Origin of the sequence: Pseudomonas sp. LPB4.O (assembly GCF_038383825.1) — a bacterium.
GTDB lineage: Bacteria > Pseudomonadota > Gammaproteobacteria > Pseudomonadales > Pseudomonadaceae > Aquipseudomonas > Aquipseudomonas putida.
This window is the reverse complement of the sequence record NZ_CP151298.1, coordinates 2,402,059-2,422,727: the sequence shown is the minus strand read 5'-3', so window position 1 is coordinate 2,422,727 and position 20,669 is coordinate 2,402,059. Positions and strand designations below refer to the sequence as shown.

General features: G+C 63.7%; 17 protein-coding genes. 9 read left to right on the top strand and 8 right to left on the bottom strand.

What is annotated here, in order from left to right; genetic code table 11:
- The first annotated feature begins 185 nt into the window (after nt 1-185).
- Entirely contained in the window at nt 186-1,253 is a 1,068-nt protein-coding gene (locus tag MRBLPB4O_RS10855; RefSeq protein ID WP_341798399.1) for an aromatic ring-hydroxylating dioxygenase subunit alpha, read from the top strand.
- A gap of 12 nt (nt 1,254-1,265) precedes the next feature.
- A complete protein-coding gene (locus tag MRBLPB4O_RS10850; protein WP_341798398.1) occupies nt 1,266-2,216 on the top strand; it encodes a PDR/VanB family oxidoreductase in 951 nt (316 codons plus the stop codon).
- 6 nt (nt 2,217-2,222) lie between these two features.
- On the opposite strand, the gene MRBLPB4O_RS10845 is transcribed toward MRBLPB4O_RS10850, so the two are convergent.
- The 5 genes from MRBLPB4O_RS10845 to mdlC form a co-directional block, all read right to left on the bottom strand.
- Nucleotides 2,223-2,936 carry a GntR family transcriptional regulator gene (locus MRBLPB4O_RS10845; protein ID WP_341798873.1) on the bottom strand — a complete coding sequence of 238 codons (714 nt, stop codon included), beginning with the start codon at nt 2,934-2,936 and terminating at the stop codon, nt 2,223-2,225.
- Nucleotides 2,937-3,179: 243 nt separating this feature from the next.
- On the bottom strand, nt 3,180-4,433 hold the full coding sequence (locus MRBLPB4O_RS10840) for an OprD family porin (RefSeq protein WP_341798397.1): 1,254 nt from the start codon (nt 4,431-4,433) through the stop codon (nt 3,180-3,182).
- Between the two features lie 120 nt (nt 4,434-4,553).
- Nucleotides 4,554-6,029 carry an aldehyde dehydrogenase family protein gene (locus tag MRBLPB4O_RS10835; RefSeq protein ID WP_341798396.1) on the bottom strand — a complete coding sequence of 492 codons (1,476 nt, stop codon included), beginning with the start codon at nt 6,027-6,029 and terminating at the stop codon, nt 4,554-4,556.
- Between the two features lie 14 nt (nt 6,030-6,043).
- Nucleotides 6,044-7,384 (bottom strand): aromatic acid/H+ symport family MFS transporter, encoded by a 1,341-nt coding sequence (locus MRBLPB4O_RS10830; protein ID WP_341798395.1) that lies wholly within the window; start codon nt 7,382-7,384, stop codon nt 6,044-6,046.
- 55 nt (nt 7,385-7,439) lie between these two features.
- A complete protein-coding gene (gene mdlC / locus MRBLPB4O_RS10825) occupies nt 7,440-9,026 on the bottom strand; it encodes a benzoylformate decarboxylase (RefSeq protein WP_341798394.1) in 1,587 nt (528 codons plus the stop codon).
- Between the two features lie 117 nt (nt 9,027-9,143).
- Between mdlC and MRBLPB4O_RS10820 the strand changes: the two genes are divergently transcribed.
- Nucleotides 9,144-10,040 (top strand): LysR family transcriptional regulator, encoded by an 897-nt coding sequence (locus MRBLPB4O_RS10820; RefSeq protein WP_341798393.1) that lies wholly within the window; start codon nt 9,144-9,146, stop codon nt 10,038-10,040.
- Here the strand turns inward: MRBLPB4O_RS10820 and MRBLPB4O_RS10815 are convergent.
- The gene (locus MRBLPB4O_RS10815; RefSeq protein ID WP_341798392.1) at nt 10,037-11,368 is read right to left on the bottom strand and encodes an MFS transporter; all 1,332 of its coding nucleotides are present in this window, start codon (nt 11,366-11,368) and stop codon (nt 10,037-10,039) included. The genes MRBLPB4O_RS10820 and MRBLPB4O_RS10815 overlap by 4 nt on opposite strands.
- 563 nt (nt 11,369-11,931) lie before the next feature.
- Between MRBLPB4O_RS10815 and mrdA the strand changes: the two genes are divergently transcribed.
- From mrdA to sfnR, 4 genes are all read left to right on the top strand, one after another.
- Nucleotides 11,932-13,827 carry a penicillin-binding protein 2 gene (gene mrdA, locus MRBLPB4O_RS10810; protein ID WP_341798391.1) on the top strand — a complete coding sequence of 632 codons (1,896 nt, stop codon included), beginning with the start codon at nt 11,932-11,934 and terminating at the stop codon, nt 13,825-13,827.
- A gap of 336 nt (nt 13,828-14,163) precedes the next feature.
- Nucleotides 14,164-14,724 carry an FMN reductase gene (msuE, locus tag MRBLPB4O_RS10805; RefSeq protein WP_016711107.1) on the top strand — a complete coding sequence of 187 codons (561 nt, stop codon included), beginning with the start codon at nt 14,164-14,166 and terminating at the stop codon, nt 14,722-14,724.
- A gap of 9 nt (nt 14,725-14,733) precedes the next feature.
- Nucleotides 14,734-15,921: an acyl-CoA dehydrogenase family protein gene (locus MRBLPB4O_RS10800; RefSeq protein ID WP_341798390.1), complete on the top strand. Its 1,188-nt coding sequence runs from the start codon at nt 14,734-14,736 to the stop codon at nt 15,919-15,921.
- Nucleotides 15,922-15,930: 9 nt separating this feature from the next.
- The gene (sfnR, locus tag MRBLPB4O_RS10795) at nt 15,931-17,031 is read left to right on the top strand and encodes a sigma54-dependent transcriptional activator SfnR (protein WP_341798389.1); all 1,101 of its coding nucleotides are present in this window, start codon (nt 15,931-15,933) and stop codon (nt 17,029-17,031) included.
- A 241-nt stretch (nt 17,032-17,272) separates the two neighbouring features.
- Here the strand turns inward: sfnR and MRBLPB4O_RS10790 are convergent, their stop codons facing one another.
- The gene (locus MRBLPB4O_RS10790) at nt 17,273-17,899 is read right to left on the bottom strand and encodes a glutathione S-transferase (protein ID WP_341798388.1); all 627 of its coding nucleotides are present in this window, start codon (nt 17,897-17,899) and stop codon (nt 17,273-17,275) included.
- Nucleotides 17,900-18,065: 166 nt separating this feature from the next.
- Here MRBLPB4O_RS10790 and MRBLPB4O_RS10785 point away from each other — a divergent pair, with 166 nt between their 5' ends.
- Together MRBLPB4O_RS10785 and MRBLPB4O_RS10780 are read left to right on the top strand one after the other, a co-directional pair.
- The gene (locus MRBLPB4O_RS10785) at nt 18,066-19,385 is read left to right on the top strand and encodes an FAD-binding oxidoreductase (protein ID WP_341798387.1); all 1,320 of its coding nucleotides are present in this window, start codon (nt 18,066-18,068) and stop codon (nt 19,383-19,385) included.
- A gap of 12 nt (nt 19,386-19,397) precedes the next feature.
- The gene (locus MRBLPB4O_RS10780) at nt 19,398-20,180 is read left to right on the top strand and encodes an NAD(P)-binding domain-containing protein (RefSeq protein WP_063426637.1); all 783 of its coding nucleotides are present in this window, start codon (nt 19,398-19,400) and stop codon (nt 20,178-20,180) included.
- A gap of 56 nt (nt 20,181-20,236) precedes the next feature.
- On the opposite strand, the gene MRBLPB4O_RS10775 is transcribed toward MRBLPB4O_RS10780, so the two are convergent.
- On the bottom strand, nt 20,237-20,497 hold the full coding sequence (locus MRBLPB4O_RS10775; protein ID WP_341798945.1) for a hypothetical protein: 261 nt from the start codon (nt 20,495-20,497) through the stop codon (nt 20,237-20,239).
- Nucleotides 20,498-20,669: the final 172 nt, after the last annotated feature.

The window sequence follows — 20,669 nt, the reverse complement described above, 5'->3', positions numbered from 1 at the left end:
GGTGCGAAGCCATCCTCCCCCGCCTCGTCGTATGGTTATCTCTTACGCCACGAAGTTAATGGATCCATATAAATTCGATAATCGCACAATACCCAGCATAAACCGCTAGATTTTATTGACCACAAGTCTGCATCATGCCTCTAATGGATCCATTAAATAAAAACAAAACCCTGGAGAGCCTCCCCATGTACCCCAAAAACACCTGGTACGTCGCCTGCACCCCCGACGAGATCACCACCAAGCCCCTTGGACGGCAGATCTGCGGCGAGAAGATCGTGTTCTACCGCGCCCAAGAAAACAAAGTGGCCGCCGTCGAGGACTTCTGCCCCCACCGCGGCGCGCCGTTGTCGTTGGGCTATGTCGAGGACGGCAACCTGGTGTGTGGCTACCACGGCCTGGTCATGGGTTGCGACGGCAAGACCGTCTCGATGCCGGGCCAGCGAGTGCGTGGCTTTCCCTGCAACAAGACCTTTGCGGCCGTCGAACGCTATGGCTTCATCTGGGTCTGGCCCGGCGACCAGGCGCAGGCCGACCCGGCGCTGATCCCGCATCTGGAATGGGCGGTGAATGATGAGTGGGCGTACGGCGGCGGGCTGTTCCACATTGGTTGTGACTACCGGCTGATGATCGACAACCTGATGGACCTCACCCACGAAACCTACGTGCATGCCTCCAGCATCGGCCAGAAGGAAATCGACGAGGCGCCGCCAGTCACCACCGTCACCGGCGACGAGGTGGTTACCTCCCGGCACATGGAAAACATCATGGCCCCGCCCTTCTGGCGCATGGCCTTGCGTGGCAACGGCCTGGCCGACGACGTGCCGGTGGATCGCTGGCAGATCTGTCGCTTCACTCCGCCGAGCCATGTGCTGATCGAAGTGGGCGTAGCCCATGCCGGCAAGGGTGGCTACCACGCCGAAGCGCAGCACAAGGCGTCGAGCATCGTGGTCGATTTCATCACTCCGGAAACCGACACCTCGATCTGGTACTTCTGGGGCATGGCGCGCAACTTCGCCGCGCACGACCAGGCCCTGACCGACGACATTCGTGAGGGCCAGGGCAAGATTTTCAGCGAAGACCTGGAGATGCTCGAACGCCAGCAACAGAACCTGCTGGCCTACCCCGAGCGCAACCTGCTGAAGCTGAACATCGATGCTGGCGGCGTGCAGTCGCGCAAGGTGCTGGAGCGGATCATCGCCAAAGAGCGTGCGCCGCAACCGCAACTGATCGCTACCAGCGCCACCCCTGCCTGAGGAACAGCCGAAATGATCGATGCCGTAGTGGTGTCCCGTAACGATGAAGCGCAAGGTATCTGCAGCTTCGAGCTGGCGGCGGCGGATGGCAGCCTGCTGCCGCCGTTCAGCGCTGGCGCACATATCGACGTGCACTTGCCCGATGGGCTGGTGCGCCAGTATTCGCTGTGCAATCACCCCGAAGAGCGCCACCGCTACCTGATTGGCGTGCTAAACGATCCGGCCTCGCGGGGCGGCTCACGCAGCCTGCATGAGCAGGTGCAGGCCGGTGCACGGCTGCGCATCAGCACGCCGCGCAACCTGTTCCCGCTGGCCGAGGGCGCGCGGCGCAGCCTTTTGTTTGCCGGTGGCATCGGCATTACACCGATCCTGTGCATGGCCGAGCAGTTGTCCCACGGCGGCCATGATTTCGAGCTGCACTACTGTGCCCGCTCCAGCGAGCGTGCGGCCTTTGTCGAGCGCATTCACAACGCGCCGTTCGCTGACCGCCTGTTCGTGCACTTTGACGAGCAACCGGAAACCGCGCTGGATATCGCCCGGGTGCTGGGCAACCCGCAAGACGATGTGCACCTGTATGTATGTGGGCCCGGCGGTTTCATGCAGCATGTGCTGGCCAGCGCCAAGGGGCTGGGGTGGCAGGAGGCCAACCTGCACCGCGAATACTTTGCCGCGGCGCCCGTGGATGCCAGCAACGACGGTAGTTTTTCGGTGCAGGTGAACAGCACGGGGCAAGTGTTCGAGGTGCCAGCCGACCAGACCGTGGTGCAGGTACTGGAACAGCACGGTATCGAGATCGCCATGTCGTGCGAGCAGGGTATTTGCGGCACCTGCCTGACCCGCGTGCTGCAAGGCACGCCGGACCATCGCGACATGTTCCTCACCGAAGAGGAGCAGGCGCTGAACGATCAGTTCACGCCCTGCTGCTCGCGCTCGAAGTCGCCCCTGCTGGTGCTGGATATCTGAACCGGTTTACGACGAGGGCAGGATGACTTTCATGCTCGCGTCCGCCGTTGCCCCACCAAAAGTTTCGGCGTAGCGCAAGGTGGCATTGGCGTGCTCGCGCATGATCGCTTCGGCGCGAGCACCCTGACGATTGGCCAGGGCGTCGAACACCGCGTGATGCTGCATATGGGCAAAGTTGAAGCGCCGGTACTCGCGGGCCAGGTCATGGCGGTCCACGGCCAGTGCGGTGACCGAGGCGAACGGCAGGTGGTCGTTGCGTGCCAGGGCATCGGCGATGGCCGGGTTGTGGCTGGCTTCGATGATCACCTGGTGAAAGCGCATGTTCAGGTCGTGATAGGCCTGCAGGTCGTCTTCGGTCACAAAGCCCTTGTCGAACAGCTGGTCGCCATCGACCAGGCACTGCTGCAGCGCCGCGCGTGCTTGCGCTGACAAGCCACGCTCTGCGGCCTGGCGAGCGGCCAACCCCTCCAGCACCCCGCGCACCTCGACCGCACCTGCGATGTCATCGGCGCTGACCGAGCGCACCTGAAAACCCCGGCCACCAAAACGCACCAGCAGGCCTTCCTGCTCGAGGGTACGAAACGCCATGCGCACCGGCATGCGTGAGACGCCGAACAGCTCGGCGGTGGGGACTTCCATCAAGCGCTCGCCGGCCGCCAGCTCGCCCGAGGCGATCATCTTGCGCAACGCGACCAGCACCATTTGACCGGGCTTGCTCATCCAGGCTACTTCCAGGGACATGAGCGAGCATCTTAGCGCAAGGTGAGGGGTTGTTGCTGGCCTGGTAACTTGCTCAAATTCTAAAAGTCTGCGCGGTACCTGTAGGAGCGGCCTTGTGTCGCGATGGGCTGCGAAGCAGCCCCTCATTTGATGCATCTGTGCTGAAACCCGGGGGCTGCTTTGCAGCCCATCGCGACACAAGGCCGCTCCTACAAGGACCGTGCTCACCGGGCATATTGCGGCTTAGAGCGTCAGCGGGTAGCTGACGATCAGGCGCGTCTGGTCGAAATCGCTGTTGAAGCTGCGCCGGTTGGTGGCGTTGTTCAGGCGGATGTTGAGGTTCTTCAACGCTCCGCTCTGGACCGTGTAGTTCACCTCGGTATCACGCTCCCACTCCTTGCCATTACTGCCTGCCGCCGTGGTGGCATTCTCGCCATGGCCGTAACGCACCATGGCCAGCAACCCCGGCACACCCAGCGCGGCAAAGTTATAGTCGTAGCGCACTTGCCACGAACGCTCGTCGGCGTTGCTGAAGTTGCCGTTGAACATGTCGTTGCCCAAGGTGCGCCCGCTGCTGCCGTACACCGACATCCACTGGCTGTCGCCACTCACTTTCTGCAACCCCACGTACAACGTGTGACCACTGTGCGAAGCTGACAGCAAGGCGTAGCCCGTGCGGCTCTGGATATCGCCGATGCGCGCCTGGCCGTCATCACGGTCGATGAAGTAACCCAGGTTGGCCCCCAGCGTCCACTCGCCCACTCGCTGGCTGTGCAGCAGGTTGAAGTAGCTTTGCTGGTAGATGTCCTCCAACTGCGAATGCCACGCGCCGATCAGGGTGCGCTGTTGGTTGAAGCGGTACTCGGCGCCAGCGTAGTTGAAGCCGTCCGAGGTGACCCCGGGCGCGGCCCAGGCAGAAAGGTCCTGCATATCGGACGAGTTGCGCAGGCTGACCTCGCGGTACTGGCCGGCTTGCAGGCTCAGGCCTTCGATTTCCCGCGAGTCGAGCATGGCGCCACGGAAGGTTTGCGGCAGCAGGCGGCCATCGTCGTAACGCAGCAGCGGGATATCCGGCAGCAGTTCACCCACCTTCAGCTCGGTCGATGAAATACGCAGCTTGGCCGCCAGCCCTGCGCGGCCATAGTTGTCGGCCGCACGCCCGTCGTCGTGCACCGGCAGCAGTTCGGAACCGCTGGTACCGCGGCCACTGTCCAGCTTCATGCCGAACATGGCGATGCCGTCCAGGCCAACACCAATTAGCCCCGGGGTGTAGCCAGAGCTGAACTTGAGGATGAAGCCCTGGGCCCATTCTTCGACTTTGCTCTTGGCCGCCCCCGGGTCACGGAAATCGCGGTTGAAGTAGTAGTTGCGCAGCGTCAGCCCGGCCTTGGCATCTTCAAGGAAGCCCCCCTCCTCGGCCCAGGCCGGCAAACCCAGGCCAAGCGCCAGCGAAACCGCCAAGGCCGAACGGGCCAGGGTGCAGTGTGTGTGCATCATTATTATTGTTCTCCGCGTTACTTGGGCGCAGCCGCCCCCCCGCAGGCTGCCCAGAGCCCGTGGTCGAATGGCTGCATGAATGCCCGGCCCGGGCCGGGCGCTACTCAGTGGTTCAATGCATCAGAACGGATACTGGCGCGGCACGTGCTGCACGCTTACCCAGTGATCGCGGGTGAACTCGTCGATGGCCCAGTCCCCGTTGAAACGGCCAAGCCCCGAGTTCTTCTCACCGCCGAACGGCGCGTTGGCCTCGTCGTTCACCGGGATGTCGTTGATGTGGCTCATGCCTGCACGCACCTGGCGGGCAAAGCGCACGGCACGCTCCAGGTTGCGGCTGAATACCGCGCTGGAAAGGCCGAATTCGCTGGCATTGGCCAGCTCCAGGGCATGCGCTTCGTCACGCGCGCGCAGCAAGCCCACCAAGGGGCCGAAGATTTCGTTACGCGCAAGGTCCATGTCGACGGTGACCTCGCCATACACATGCGGCGCCAGCAAGTTGCCGTCGACCCCGCCCTCGTACAGCGGCTCGGCACCTTCGCCGCGTGCCAGGCTGATCTTGTCCAGCAGGCCCTGCAGTTGCCGGGCATTGATTACCGGCCCGATCACCGTAGCTGACGAGTCCGGATCGCCTACCACCAGCGCCCTGACACGCTCGACGAAGCGCTGCGCAAAAGCGTCGTAGAGGCTGTCGTCAACGATGATCCGGTTCACCGCCATGCAGATCTGCCCCTGATGCAGGAACTTGCCGAACACGGCAGCATTCACCGCCTGTTCAAGGTCGGCATCGTCCAGCACCACGAACGGGCTATTGCCGCCCAGCTCCAGGGCAACGTGCTTGAGGTGTTCGCCACCGCTCGCAATACGGCCAATGCCACGCCCCACCGGGGTGGAGCCAGTGAAGGTGATCAGCGCCGGCACCGGGTGCTCGACAAAGGCATCACCGATATCGCCGCCCGCGCCGACCACCACACTGAGCACCCCGGCTGGCAGCCCTGCCTCTTCGAAGATGCGCGCCAGCAGCAGGCCGCCGCACACCGGGGTGTCGCTGGCAGGCTTGACCACCACGGCATTGCCCAGCGCCAGCGCCGGGGCAATCGAGCGCTGGGTCAGGTGCAGCGGGAAGTTCCACGGGCTGATGACCCCGACCACACCCAGGGCACTGCGGTACACGCGGCTTTCCTTGCCCGGCACGTTGGACTCGACGATGCGCCCGTGCACCCGCGACGGAAACGATGCCGACTCCAGCGCAATTGCCCGCGCCGCTCCCCATTCCAGCTGCGCCTTGAGCCGGGTACTGCCGGATTCGCGGATGATCCAGTCGATGATCTCGTCGCGCCGACGATCAAATATCGCCACTACTTCGTACAGCACCGCCGCGCGTGCGGCGGGGCCCAGTGCCGCCCATTTCGACTGTGCCCGGGCTGCCTCCTGATAGGCGGCATCCAGGTCGGCACGACTGGCCTGTTGGACCTCAAGCAACAAGTCGTCGTTGTACGGGTTGTACACATTCAGGGGCTTGCCGGCACTGCCGGCGCGCCACTGGCCGGCAATCGGCAGCAGTTGAAGGTCTTGATAACGAGGGCAATTGGCAGACATGCAAGGCTCCTTGGTCAGCACGTAGGTTTGTTGGCAGCTTCAGGCTCACTGGCCTGTTGTGGCGCACGCACCTGGATGAAGGCGATGGCAAGCGCACCGATCACCCCAGGCAGGGCGAAGGCGAGGAAGTTTTGCTGGATCGGCAGTTGCATCGACAGCAGGCTGCCACCCAGCATGGGCCCGGCGATGGCGCCGAGGCGGCCGATACCCGCAGCCCAGCCCACCCCGGTGGAGCGGATATGCGCCGGGTAGGCGATAGAGGCATAGGCATGGATTACCGCCAGCGTGCCGATGGTGGTAGCGCCGGCGATCAGCAACAGCAGGTTCAGCAACAGCGGGCCCGGGTTGAGCCCCAGCGCCGCCAGCGACAGCGCTGCCAGCACGAAGAACAGCGCCAGCGTGCGCTGCACCCCCAGGCGGTCGGCGAGCCAGCCACCAAACAATGCACCCACCGTGGCGCCAATGTTCAGCGTCACCAGAAACGCCAGGCTCGAGCCCAAGGGGTAGCCGCCCTGCGCCATCAGCTTGGGCAACCAGGTATTGAGGCCGTAGCTCATCAGCATGCACATGGCGAACGCCACCCATAGCAACAAGGTGGCCAGGGCCTGACCAGGGCCGAACAACTGCGCCAGGCGCGCCTTGTCTACCGGTTGGTCGCTGCCCGCCAAACGTAACTCGGTGCCCGGGCGAAACGCCGGGTCGACCTTCACCAGCAACCGCTCAAGCTCGGCGCGGCGCCCCTTGAGTTCAAGAAACGCAGCCGACTCCGGCAGGTAGCGCAGCATGAACGGTACGGCCAGCACCGGCAGCACAGCCACATAGAACACAGCTTGCCACCCCCACTGCGGGATCACCGCGATCGCCAGCAAAGCCGACAGCACTGCGCCCACCGAATAGAAGCTGGACATCACGGTGATCATGGTGCTGCGCCGCCCTTGCGGGGCGAACTCGCTGATCAGGTTGACGGCGCTGGGCACCAGCGCGCCCAGGGCCAGCCCAGTCACCAGGCGGCAGGCACCGAGCTCCAGCGGGGTTTCTGCATGCCCGGTCATGAACGCCGCCAGGCTGGCCAGCAGTGTGGTGAGGATGATCAGTTTGCGCCGGCCGAAACGGTCGGCCAGTGGCGCCAGCAAAGTACCGCCGAACAGCATGCCGAACAGCGCACAGCTGCCGAGCGTGCCGGCTTCGATGGCGCTAAGTTGCCATTCCTGCATCAGGCGTGGCACCACCGAGCCGTAAATCACCATGTCATAGCCGTCGAACAGCATGATGAAACAGCCCCACAGCAGTATCAGCAGGTGCGTGCGATTGAAGGGTGCAGCATCGATCACTTCACTTACGGAAGTCGTCTTCATAGCCACCTCGGTTCTTGTTTTTGTGGGTGTCGCGTGGTGTGCGTGTGTGTCGGGTTCAGGGCTCGATGGTCTGGGTCGGCACTTCGATCAGCACTGGCCGGTCGCTCTCCAGCGCTTCACGCAAGGCCTGGGCGAAGGCGCTGCCAGTGGCCGCATGCACCGCCTGCACGCCATAGCCACGGGCGATGGCGCAGAAGTCCAGGCCAGGCACGTCCAGCCCGGGCGCATCGTTGACGTCCAGCACATCGGCGAACCAGCGCAACGCGCCGTAGGTGCCGTTCTTGAGGATGATGAACACCACCGGGATGTTGTATTGCGCGGCGGTCCACAACGCGGTGATGCCATAGTTGGCCGAGCCGTCGCCGATCACGCCGATCACCCGCCGGCCAGGCGATGCCAGCTGCACGCCTACGGCAGCTGGCAGGCCAAAACCCAGGCCACCGGCTGCGGGGAAGAAATAACTGCCCGGCTCACGCATTTCCACGCGGCGCCAGAACGCCCCCACGGTAGAGGTGGACTCCTTGACGTAGATGGCGTCCTTGGGCGCCAGAGCGTTGAGCAGGTCGAACACTGTTTCAGGGCGCAACAGGCCACCGTCATCCACCACCGGTTCAGCAGCAGGCAAAGCGGTGGGCATCGGCCGCACGCTCTGCGGCACGCCGTCCAGCACGGCTTCGAGGGTAAGCGCAATGTCGCCGACCAGGGCGTCGCCCATGGGCGCGCGCGCCGCTTCGCCCGGGTCACAGGTCAGGTGCAGCAGCTCGCAGCCGGCCGGCAGGTAGTTGCCTGGGGCGAACTGGTGGTAGCGGAACACCGGAGCCCCCACCACCAGGACCAGGTCGTGCCCGGCCAAATTGTGGCTGATGCCGGCAATGGCTGCCGGCAATACCCCGCGAAAGCACGCATGCCGAGTGGGGAACGGGCAGCGCGACGCAGAAGGCGCGACCCAGGCCGGCATGCGCAGCTTCTCGGCCAACTGCACAGCCAGGCCATTGGCGGCGCTGCCATCGACATCCGGGCCCAGCACCAGCACCGGGTTGCGCGCCGCTGCCAGGCGTTCGCACAGGTGCTGCAGCTGCGCCGGCGACGGCAGCCCGGCACTGCTCACCTGGCGCCGTGCCAGGTGCTCGACACCGCTTGGCGCTTCGCACGCCCAGTCGTCATATGGGATCGACACGTACACCGGCCCGCGTGGTGGCAGGCTGGCGGTGTGGATCGCCTGGCTCAGGGCGCGCGGCACGTCCTGCGCGGTAGCGGGCTCGTGGCTCCACTTGACCAGTGGTTTGGGCAGCTGTGCGGCATCGACATTGGCCAGCATCGCTTCCACCCCGATCATCGAGCGCACCTGCTGGCCGGCGGTGATCACCAGCGGGCTGTGCGAGTACCAGGCATTGGTCAGGGCGCCCATACCATTGCCGGTACCAGCAGCAGCGTGCAAGTTGACGAAAGTGGGCTGGCCGCTGGCCAGTGCGTAGCCATCGGCCATGCCGACCACGGCGCCTTCGTGCAGGCCGAGGACGTAGCGGAAATCCTCCGGGAAGCCCTTTAGAAACGGCAGCTCGTTGGAGCCGGGGTTGCCGAAGATGGTGGTCAGGCCATGCTGGCGAAGAATGTCGTAAGTGGCGCCGTGAACAGTTTTCATAAAGCCCCTTGCAGCTTGTTTTTGGAATTCGGGTTACTTTTGCAGCCACGGCCAGATTGATCAAATTGATACTATCTTTACTAAAAATAAAACCTATCTATGTGAAGCCAGCGCCCCATGAGCCACATCGACCTGAACCTGATCCGCACCTTCGTCACCCTGTACGAGGCCCGCAGCGTCACCCTTGCCGCCGAGCGCCTGTTCGTCACCCAGCCCTCGGTCAGCTATGGTCTGGCCCGCCTGCGCGAGCTTTTTGACGACGCCCTGTTCAGCCGCACGCGTGACGGCATTCAGCCGACCTTTGTTGCCGAGCAGCTGTACGGCACCCTGCGTGACGCACTGACGCGCATAGAAGGTGCCGTGCAGAGCACCCGCCAGTTCGACCCCGCGACCACCGAACGCAGGTTTCGCATCGCCCTTTCCGACCTTGGCGAAATGGGCTTTTTGCCGCTGATTCTGGCGCGCCTGAACCGCGATGCCCCGCAGGCTGAAGTCGAGGTGCTGCCATTGCAGGTCGACCAGGTGGGCGACTGGCTGGCCAGCGGCAAGATCGACGCCGCCATTTGCCGCCCGCCGGTGCCGGGCACGCGTAGCCAGGTACTGATGCGCGAACGTTATGTATGCCTGCTCAGCTGCGACCACCCACGCATCAGCAATGAACTGAGCCTGGAGCAGTTCATTGCCGAGCGCCATATCAGCGTTACCCGCACCACCGGCCACGGCAGTGTCGAAGACGTGCTCACCAGCATGCAGCTGCAGCGGCGCATCAGCTTGCAGGTGCCGCACTTCTCGGTGCTGCCGAAGATCATCCCCGGTACCGACCTGCTCGCCGTGCTGCCGGCACAGATCGGCCGGCTGTTCATGCAGGACGGGGGTTTGAAAATGCTTGAGCTGCCGTTCCAGGTTGCCGAGTTCAACGTGTCGCTGAACTGGCACCCCAACAGCGACAACTCCGCCGCCCTGCAATGGTTCTACGCCACGGTCGCCCAGGCGATCATCGATGGCCAGGCTTAGGCGTCGGCCAGCACTGGCCGCGCCGTGCTGGCCGCGGGGCGCAGCAACAGCAGGCAACCGGCGGCAAGCACGAAGACGCTGGCAAACACCCCGTACAGGTGCAGCGGTTGCCAGCCGCCATCGAGCAACATGCCGGCCACGGTTGGCGAAAGGATTGCGCCCATACGGCCGATGCCGATGCCCCAGCCCACGCCGGTAGCGCGCACCGAGGCGTCATAAACCACCGGCGACAGGGCATACAGGCCGGCCACGCAGCCATTGGAGAACAGCCCGATCAGCAACCCCAGCGCCAAGGCGGCACTGACCGACGCGCCATTGACCACGAACAGCACCAGCAGCGCCGCCGTGATCAGCATGAACAGGGCCAGCACGCGGGTGAGTGGCCAGCGCGAAGCCAGGCCACCGATCAGCGCCGCGCCGAGGATGCCGCCAACACTCAACAGCACCCCGCCGGTGATGCCCTGCTGTGCCGACAGGCCGGCGGCGACCAACAGTTTCGGCGTCCAGCTCATGACGAAGTAGAAGCCGAACATGACCAGGAAAAACAGCAACCAGATCACCAGTGTGGTACGGCGCATGGCAGGTGTCAGCAGTTGCCGGAAGCCGCGGGGAGCGCCCTGCTCCCTTGCCATGGCTGTTGGCAGTTGTGCCAGCGCCGGCTGGCCAAGGCGCACGGCCAGGCGGTTGACCCGTGCCAAGGCATTGGCCGGGCGACGCGCCAGCAGAAAGTCCAGCGACTCTGGCAGCCACAACAGCACCAGCGGGATCACCAGCACGGTGACAATGCCGCCAAACAGGAACACCGAGCGCCAGCCCCAATGCCCCAGCAGCCATACCGCCAGCAAACCACCCAGCGTCGCCCCCAGGGCATAACCGGTTGACTGCAAACTCACCGCCAGGCCGCGCCAGCGTTTGCTGGCGTACTCACTGGCAATCACGTTGCTGCTGGCCAGGATGCCGCCGATGCCCAGCCCGGTCAGGCCACGCAGCAGCGCCAGTTGCAACGGGCTCTGGCTCATTGCCGAGAGCAGCATGCCGATGCCGGAAAGCGCCAGGCACAGCAGGATCAGCGGGCGACGGCCAAAGCGGTCGGCCCACGGTGCGAGGAACAACGAACCGGCCGCCATGCCGAACAGGCCGGCGCTGAGCAGCAGCCCGACCTGTGCGCCGTTCAGGTTCCACTCGGCGGACACCGACGACGCAGTGAAGGCCATGACCAGTACGTCAAAGCCATCGATCATGTTGAGGACGATGCAAATACCAATGGCCAAGTACTGGAAGCGGCCCATCGGGTCGTTGTCCAGGCGTTGCTTGAGATCGGTATTCATGGAGTCACCTGCCGGTTGGCCACAGGCGGGAGGACAGATGCGCACGCGCAGGCAAGACGGGGGGAACCCTGACAGTTCCGGGCCGCTGGATAGCCATTCATGACTGAACCCTTTTTGTAATTGTTATTGCGTACGGCAGGAGGGCTCCGGCCGTTGTCAGGCGCTAATCAACCAGATAATGGATCCACAAACAACAGGCCGCATGCGCTCACTCCCAGAAAATCTCTTATGACCAAGACTGAAAATTGATAGTCATTACATTTTCTGCTTGTTTATCAGCGACTTAATAATTTAACACCTAGTCCAATTTTTGTTCGTTTACCGAACACTCCAGATCTATGGATCCATAAAACACTAAAAATCCATACCTGGCCCTTAAGGACTGAGCTGCCATGAACAAATCTTCATGTTCCCCGCCAGCGCCCTGATTGCGGGGCGAACAGCCGTTATCCACCCAGCGCCAGCCGCCGCTCGCCTTGAGGGCGCGGTAGCGGTTGCGTAGCATCCCCGGCCCGATCGCGCGCCCGCACAGCCACCGCGATACCTGCTGAAAAGAGCTACTGATGCCACAACCCATCCCCCTCAAGGACCACGAAAAGGAAAAACACCTGGTCAATCGTCGGCTCCTGGCCTGCGCCATCCTGGTCTTCAGCCTGGTCGCCGTGCTGGTGGGGCGGCTGTATGTCTTGCAGGTGCTGCAGCACGACCAGCAGACCGCCGTGTCGGAAAACAACCGTGTGCACGTGCTGCCCATCGCCCCCGAACGCGGGCTAATCTACGACCGCAACGGCGTGGTGCTGGCCGACAACAAACCCAGCTTCGACCTGACCATGACCCGCGAGCGGGCCGGTGGCGACTCGGCCAAGGTGCTCGACACCCTCACCCAGGTGCTAGGCCTGACCGAAGACGACCGCAAGCAGTTCGACAAAGACCTGCGCCGTGGCCGCAAGCCGTTCGAACCGGTGACCCTGATGGTGGGCCTGAGCGAAGAGCAGATCGCCCTGGTGGCGGTGAATCAGTTCCGCCTGCCGGGCCTGGAGGTGGAACCGCAGTTCATCCGCGAATACCCGCTGGCTGGGCATTTCGCCCACTCGGTAGGCTACGTGGGGCGCATCAACGAGAAAGAAGCCAAGGTCCTGGACAGCACCGAGTACCGTGGCACCCAGTCAATCGGCAAGACCGGTATCGAGCACTTCTACGAAAGCCAACTGCACGGCCATGTGGGCTACGAGGAGGTCGAGACCAACGCCCAGGGCCGGGTGATGCGCGTGCTCAACCACAAGGCCCCGACCCCGGGCCAGGACATTGTCCTGACCCTGGACGCCCACTTGCAGGTGGCCGCAGAAAAGGCGCTGGGCGACCGGCGTGGCTCGGTGGTGGTACTGGACCCGGCCAACGGCGATGTGCTGGCAATGGTCAGCAACCCCAGCTTCGACCCCAACCTGTTCGTCAAGGGCATCAGCTTCAAGCAGTACGCCGAACTGCGCGATTCCATCGACCGCCCGCTGTTCAACCGAGTGCTGCGCGGCCTGTATGCCCCGGGCTCTACGGTGAAGCCGGAAGTGGCCATCGCCGGCCTCGACAGCGGCGTGATCACCCCCGGCAGCCGGGTGTTCGACCCGGGCTATTACGAGCTGCCCAACTACGACCACAAGTACCGCAACTGGAACCGCAGCGGCGACGGCTGGGTGGACATGTACACCGCCATCATGCGGTCCAACGACACCTACTTCTACGACCTGGCGCACAAGCTGGGCATCGACCGCCTGCATGACTACATGGCCGAATTCGGCCTGGGTCAGAAGGTGTCGCTGGACATGTTCGAAGAGGCCTCCGGGCTGATGCCGTCGGCCCAGTGGAAGCGCGCCACCCGGCGCCAGGCATGGTTCCCGGGCGAAACCCTTATCCTGGGTATCGGCCAGGGCTACATGCAGGTCACCCCGCTGCAGCTGGCCCAGGCCACCAGCCTGCTGGCGAGCAAGGGCGTGTGGCATCGCCCGCATCTGGCCATGACCGTGGGTGGCGATGCGCCGGTGGACCCCAACCCGATGCCCAACATCGTGCTGCACGACAAGCATGCCTGGGACCAGGTCAGCCAGGGCATGCAGATGGTCATGCACGACCCGCGCGGTATTGCCCGCGCCGCTGCGGCAGGCGCGCAGTACCGGATCGCCGGCAAGAGTGGTACCGCGCAGGTGGTGGCGATCAAGCAGGGTGAGCGTTACAACCGCAACAAGACCCTGGAGCGCCACCGCGACAACGCCCTGTTTGTCGGCTTTGCACCGGCCGACCACCCGAGTGTGGTGGTGGCGGTGATGATCGAGAACGGTGAGGCTGGGGGCCGGGTGGCGGGGCCGGTGGTGCGCGAGGTAATGGATGCTTACCTGCTGGATGAGCAAGGGCATCTGAAGCCGGAGTATGCGGGCGGGGTGCCTGCTCGGGGCGTGCCGCACACTTGAGATTGCCGGGGCCGCTCCGCGCCCCGTCGCGGCGCAAGGTCGCTCCTATCCGCCCTGCGTTGCCCAGACAGGCGCAAAAAAAAATTAGTCGCATAAGAATATGACTTCTTATTCTTTTTTTTGAGAAGAGTAATCCTTTATAACCTTCCCAACTGTACAGCAGCCAACACCCGGCCAACTGTCTGCAGCGCAACACCCGATCAACAGAAAACGCCCGCACGGCAACACCCGCGCAGACACGAACTTGCGCTAACCCGTTGATCCCAAAGAACATTAAAACCAGGCACGACGATTGCTCACGCAAAGTCCCGCTCAACCAGAACCGGAGACCTGCCCATGAGCACCCCACTGAACGTCGTAGCCCTGTCCGGCGGCACTTCCCGCCCATCGCGCACCCTGGCCTTGACCGAGGCGATCCTCGCCGAACTGGCCGAACACCTGCACATCAAGCCGCACCTGATCGAATTGGGCGACATCGCCCGCCCGCTGGGTAGCGCACTGTGGCGCAGCGAGCTGCCCGACACCGTCGAACAGCAACTGCGCCTGGTGGAAAAGGCCGACCTGCTGGTGGTGACCACCCCCGTGTACCGCGGCAGCTTCACCGGCCACTTCAAGCACTTGTTCGACCTGATCGGCCAGGACGCCCTGGTCGACACCCCGGTACTGCTCGCCGCCACCGGTGGCAGCGAACGCCATGCACTGGTGCTCGACCACCAGCTGCGCCCGCTGTTCAGCTTCCTGCAGGCCCTGACCCTGCCCATCGGCGTGTTCGCCAGCCAGGCGGAACTGGCCGACTACCGGGTTTCCAGCGATGCCCTCGCCGCCCGTATCCGCTTGGCCGCCGAACGTGCCGTGCCGCTGTTCGGCGCCCACCACGCATTGCGTAAAAGCGCCTGAGGAGCGGCCATGAATGCACCTGTAAATGCCCCCCTGCGCCCGGCCCTGGCCATCGCCCGCGAACTGGCCGGGCAGTTTGCCCAGACCGCCGTCGAGCGCGACGAGCGCGGCGGCACGCCAAAAGCCGAGCGCGATGCTTTGCGAGGCAGCGGCCTGCTGTCGCTGGCAATCCCGCAGGCCTTCGGCGGCCAGGGCGCCAACTGGCACGAAACCTTCGCGGTGGTGCGCGAGTTCGCCCGGGTCGACAGCTCCATCGCCCATGTATTCGGCTTTCACCACCTGATGCTGGCGACCGTGCGCCTGTTCGCACGCCCGGACCAGTGGCAGCCGTGGTTTGAACAGACCGCCCGCAAACAGTGGTTCTGGGGTAATGCCCTGAACCCGCTGGACACGCGCACGGTGGTCAAGCACTTCGACGGCTGGTGCGAGTTTTCTGGCAAGAAAAGCTTCTGCTCCGGCGCCAGCGACTCGGAGATGCTCATCGCCTCGGCGGTGGACGAACGTGTCGGCGGCAAACTGTTGATCGCCGCCATTCCCAGCGGCCGCACCGGCATCAGCCTGCACCGCGACTGGAACAACATCGGCCAGCGCCAGACCGACAGTGGCAGCGCCACGTTCGAGCGGGTGCGGGTCGAGCACAATGAACTGCTGCTCGACCCGGGCCCCCTGAGCACGCCGTTTGCTGCCCTGCGGCCGCTGATTGCCCAGCTGCACTTCGCCAATCTGTTCCTCGGCATTGCCGAGGGCGCCTTCGACGAAGCCCGCCAGTACACCCTGAAGGAAAGCCGGCCGTGGTTCCGCTCCAGCGCCGCCAGCAGTGCCGAAGACCCTTACGTGCTGCGCCATTACGGCGAGTTCTGGATCGGCCTGGAAAGCGTGCGCCTGCTGATCGAACGGGCCGCACGCCAACTGGACGCCGCCTGGGCCAAGGAACATGCGCTCACCGCCGAGGAGCGCGGCGACCTCGCGCTGGCCATCGGCACCGCCAAGGTCGCCGCCAGCCGCCACGGCCTGGACATCTGCAACCGCCTGTTCGAAGTCACCGGTGCCCGTGCCACCCATGCCTCGCTGCGCTTCGACCGGCACTGGCGCAACCTGCGCACGCAAACCCTGCACGACCCGGTGGACTACCGCATCCACGAACTCGGCGAGTGGGCCCTCAACGGCAAACGCCCTGCCCCATCCTTCTACTCCTGAGGACTGCCCATGCAACTGCTGACCCTCCCCCCGTCACCGACACTGGCTACCTCGATCAGGGCGACCGCACAGGTCTTCGAAGACCCCAGGTCGCAGGCGCTGCTCGCCCACTTGCAACAGGTCGCCCCCAGCGAGGCCAGCGTCCTGATCATTGGCGAAACCGGCACGGGCAAGGAGCTGGTGGCACGCCACATCCACAACCTCAGCGGCCGGCGCAACGGGCCGTTCGTTGCGGTCAACTGCGGCGCGTTCTCTGAATCGCTGGTGGAAGCCGAACTGTTCGGCCATGAAAAAGGCGCCTTCACCGGCGCCCTGTCGGCCAAGGCCGGCTGGTTCGAGGAGGCCAACGGCGGCACGCTGTTCCTCGACGAGATCGGCGACCTGCCGCTGCCGATCCAGGTCAAGCTGCTGCGCGTGCTGCAGGAGCGCGAGGTGGTGCGGCTCGGGTCGCGCAAGAGCATCCCGATCAACGTTCGGGTATTGGCCGCAACCAACGTGCAGCTGGAAAAGGCCATCAACGCCGGGCATTTCCGTGAGGACCTGTACTACCGGCTGAACGTAGTGACCTTGCAGTTGCACCCGTTGCGCGACCGCCCGGGTGACATCCTGCCGCTGGCCAGGCACTTCATCCGCAGTTACAGCGACCGGCTGGGCTACGGGCCGGTGGAACTGAGCCCCAAGGCCCAGGCCAAGCTGGTGGAATACAGTTGGCCGGGCAATATCCGCGAGCTGGAAAACGTGATTCACCACAGCTTGCTGACCTGTGGCGACGGTACGATACAGGCACAAGACCTGCGTTTGTCCAACCTGCGCATCGAGCGGCAAGAAGAGGAGCCAGCAGGCAATGGTGTGGAGGACTTGCTGCAGCGGGCGTTCAACCGGTTGTACGAGGAGCAGTCGGGCGACCTGTACGAGAAAGTGGAAAACGCCCTGCTGCGCTCGGCCTATCGGTTCTGCCATTACAACCAGGTGCATACCGCGCAGTTGCTGGGGTTGTCACGCAACATCACGCGCACGCGGCTGATTGCAATTGGCGAGCTGGTGGTGAACAAGCGGCGCGGGCAGGAGCAGCAGGTGCTGGACAACCGGGTGGTGCGGTTGTCGATCTGAGGCTGGTAGTGCATGTGTAATTTAGGCAAACACAAGCCCTGTAGGAGCAGCCTTGTGCTGCGAAGAGGCCATTGCAGGCAAAGATAATGTTTAGCCTTACCGGCCTCTTCGCAGCACAAGGCTGCTCCTACAAGGCGATGCGGCAACCTGAGTGATGGTGCAAGACAGCTGCTCCCATAAAGGGCCTCGTAAAGGTTGAGCCTGCGCTGCCCCTGTGGGAGCGGGCGTGCCCGCGAAGGGGTCAGGATGCCGTGCGCGGCATCAGCTCATACGGGTGCTTCCAGCCTGGCAGCGCCTGGATCCGCGCCTTCCACGCTTCGATATGGGTGAACTCCGCCAACGGGATGCCGGTGTCCTCCGGCATGAATACATACCCCGCCAACGACAGGTCGGCGATGGTCAGCCGGCCGCCAACCATGAACGGCGTCTTCGCCAAATGCGCGTCGACAATGCGGTAAGCCGCCGTGGCACGCTCGCGCAGGAACCGGGTCACGTCCGTTTCGCCGGTATTTTTCAGGCAGAACAGAAAGCGCAGCGCGGCGTAATAGCTGGTGAACTTGTGGTTGTCGAACAGCATCCAGCGCCAGATCTCGCGCTTTTCGTCATCGTCACGCGGGCCGAACTGGCCGGTCTGTTCGACAAGGTATTCCAGTATCAGCGCAGACTGGGTGAAGGTTTTGCCCGCGTGCTCCAGCACCGGCACCTCGCCCTGCTCGTTCACCTCGTCACGCCAGGTTTGCTCCCGGGTCTGGCCATGAAAGAAGTCGACGAACACCGGCTGCCAGTCCTGGCCCGTGAGTTCAAGCATCAGCGCAGCCTTGTAGGCGTTGCCGGATTCGGCGAAGCAATGCAGCTTGTAGTCGGGCATGGTGGGACCTTCAATTTCCTTTGAATGATCATGAAGCCCGAGCAGATCACGCCCGGCCCGGAACGGTCAATGCCCTCAGCCAAAACATCCCATTCCCCGTCCCTCCCGTCATAGTCCCCGCCCAGCCGCCAATGCCATAGTGGAGAAAACAACAGGGATAAAAACCATGTACAGAAACACCTCTACCCCTGCGGACGACAACGGTTGCGGCTGGTTCCACCTCAGCCCGCCGCGCCAGCCACGCGTTGCGCACCGGGGGCGGAGCGAGGCGCGCTGGGTGGTGCTTGGCGCGGGTTTCACCGGGCTTGCCGCTGCGCGCCAACTGGCCCTGCATCACCCTGACGACGAGGTGATCCTGGTCGACGCCCAGGAAGTCGGCTTCGGCGCCTCGGGGCGCAACTCCGGCTTTGCCATCGACCTGCCCCACGATATCGGCGCCGCCGACTACATCGGCGACCTGCCCACGGCGCGGATGAACCTCAAGCTCAACTTGCGCGCGCAGGCGATCTTGCGCGAGCTGATCAACCAGCACGGCATCGACTGCCAGATCCGCCCGGACGGCAAGTACCAGGCGGCCGTCGAAGACAAAGGCCTGGCGGTGCTCGAAGCCTACCGCAGCGGCCTGGAAAAACTCGGCCAGCCTTACCAGATGATCGATGCCCGCGACCTGCCCGAGCACTTCGGCACCACCTTCTACCGCAAGGCGCTGTACACCCCGGGCACCCAGTTGCTGCAACCCGCCGCCCTGGCCAAAGGCCTGGCCGACAGCCTGCCGGGCAACGTGACCCTGCATGAACGCACCACCATCACCCACATCGAGCAGGGCCGGCGCATCACCCTCAAGCACGCCAATGGTGAGATCGTCGCCGACCAGCTGTTGCTGACCAACAATGCCTTCGCCTCGTACTTCGGCTTCCTGCCTGGCCGCCTGCTGCCGATCTTCACTTACGCCAGCATGACCCGCCCGCTGACCGAGGACGAACAAGCCCGCCTGGGCGGCAAGAACACCTGGGGCATCATCCCGGCAGACCCGTTCGGCAGCACCCTGCGGCGCACCCCGGACCAGCGCCTGCTGGTGCGCAACAGCTTCAGCTTCAATGCCGACGGCCGCGCCAACCCACGCCACATCGCCCGTGCCGGGCGCCAGCATCGCGATTCGTTCGAGCGGCGCTTCCCGATGCTTTCGGGCATGGCGTTCGAATACACCTGGGGTGGCTCGATGTGCCTGTCGCGCAACCACCTGTCGCACTTCGGCACCCTCGCACCCAACGTGCACGCGGCGCTGTGCTGCAACGGCCTTGGCATCACCCGTGGCACCGCTACCGGCAGCCTGCTGGCTGACTGGCTGAGCGGCGAACGCGACGAGCTGATCGACTTCCTGCTGGGCTCCGCAGGCCCCAACCGCAACCCGCCGGAGCCGCTGCTGAGCGCGGGCGTCAACCTCAACCTGCACTGGGGCCAGCGCCGTGCCGGCCTGGAAAGCTGACAAGGAGGCACCATGCATAGCCTTGGCATTCTCGGGGTGGGCGAACTCACCGAAAAAGTGGTCATCGGCCTGCGTCGCAGCGGTTTCGAGGGCCCCATCCTGCTGTCACCGCGCAATGCGCAACGGGCAGCCCTGCTGGCCCAGGAGCATGGTTGCCAGGTGTTGCCGAGCAACCAGGCAGTGGTCGACCAGGCAGAACTGCTGATCCTTGGCGTGCGCCCGCATTCGCTCGCCGAACTGGCAGATGAGCTACACCTGCGCCCCGGCCAACGCCTGGTTTCGCTCGCCGCCGGGGTCAACCTTGCACAGCTGTCCACTGCGTTCCCTGGCGCCCTCTGTGTGCGTGCGATGCTGTCGTACGCGGCGCAGTACAACCAGTCCACGGTAGTGGTTTGCCCACCCGATGCGCTCACCACGCAGTACCTGGGGCCACTGGGCAAACTGGTGGTGCTGCACGGCGAGCCAGAATTCGAGCTGGCCACCGTGGCGGCGTGTATGAATGGCTGGTTCTACTTCCTGCTACACGACCTGCAACAGTGGCTGATGGACAAAGGCCTGCCCGCAGCCGAAGCACGTGCGCTGGTGCTGGGTAACCTGCAAGACTGCGTGGCCAGTGCCGGGCAGCAGCCGGCGTACACGCTGAAGGCCTTGGGCCAGGCCATTGCCACGCCGGGCACTTTCACCGCTGATGGTTTGGCGGTGCTGATGCATCAGCCGGTAAGCGCTACCTGGGGTGCGGCATGCGAAGTGGTGCTGGACGGGTTGTTGACACGCTCAGGGCAGGCAGAGGGATAAACTGCCCACTACTGTCGTGAACGATAACTGCATGGCTCGCCTTGATAGATTTTTAATTATTGCGAGCCCGTTTTTCTTTTGATTTGGTCCATACGCTCTCGATTTATGCTTTCAAGGGTTTGACTCGACAAGCTTTCCCCCCCTTGTATACCTGCAGTCGTACGAATATCAATATTCCTTAGAAACAGCTCCTCATCCAATCCCAAACCGGCGTTAATCATACTATTTAAATGGGCGCTTTCAGGACGCTGCATACTTAAATTACCTCCAGCACCGTCGAGCGACTCTCTGGAAAAAACGTCAGTAAAATCACTCAAGCTCCCAATATCCACAGGAACTCGCTGCAAAGCCTCCGGGGGGGTCATATCTATCACTGCAGACGAAGACGAGCGCCGATGAGGTGACGGGGACTGGCCCGCATTATTCACGGGACTGCCCCCTCTTTGTCTCACTATAGGATGTGTCGAGTAATGACCTAGATTAATGAGT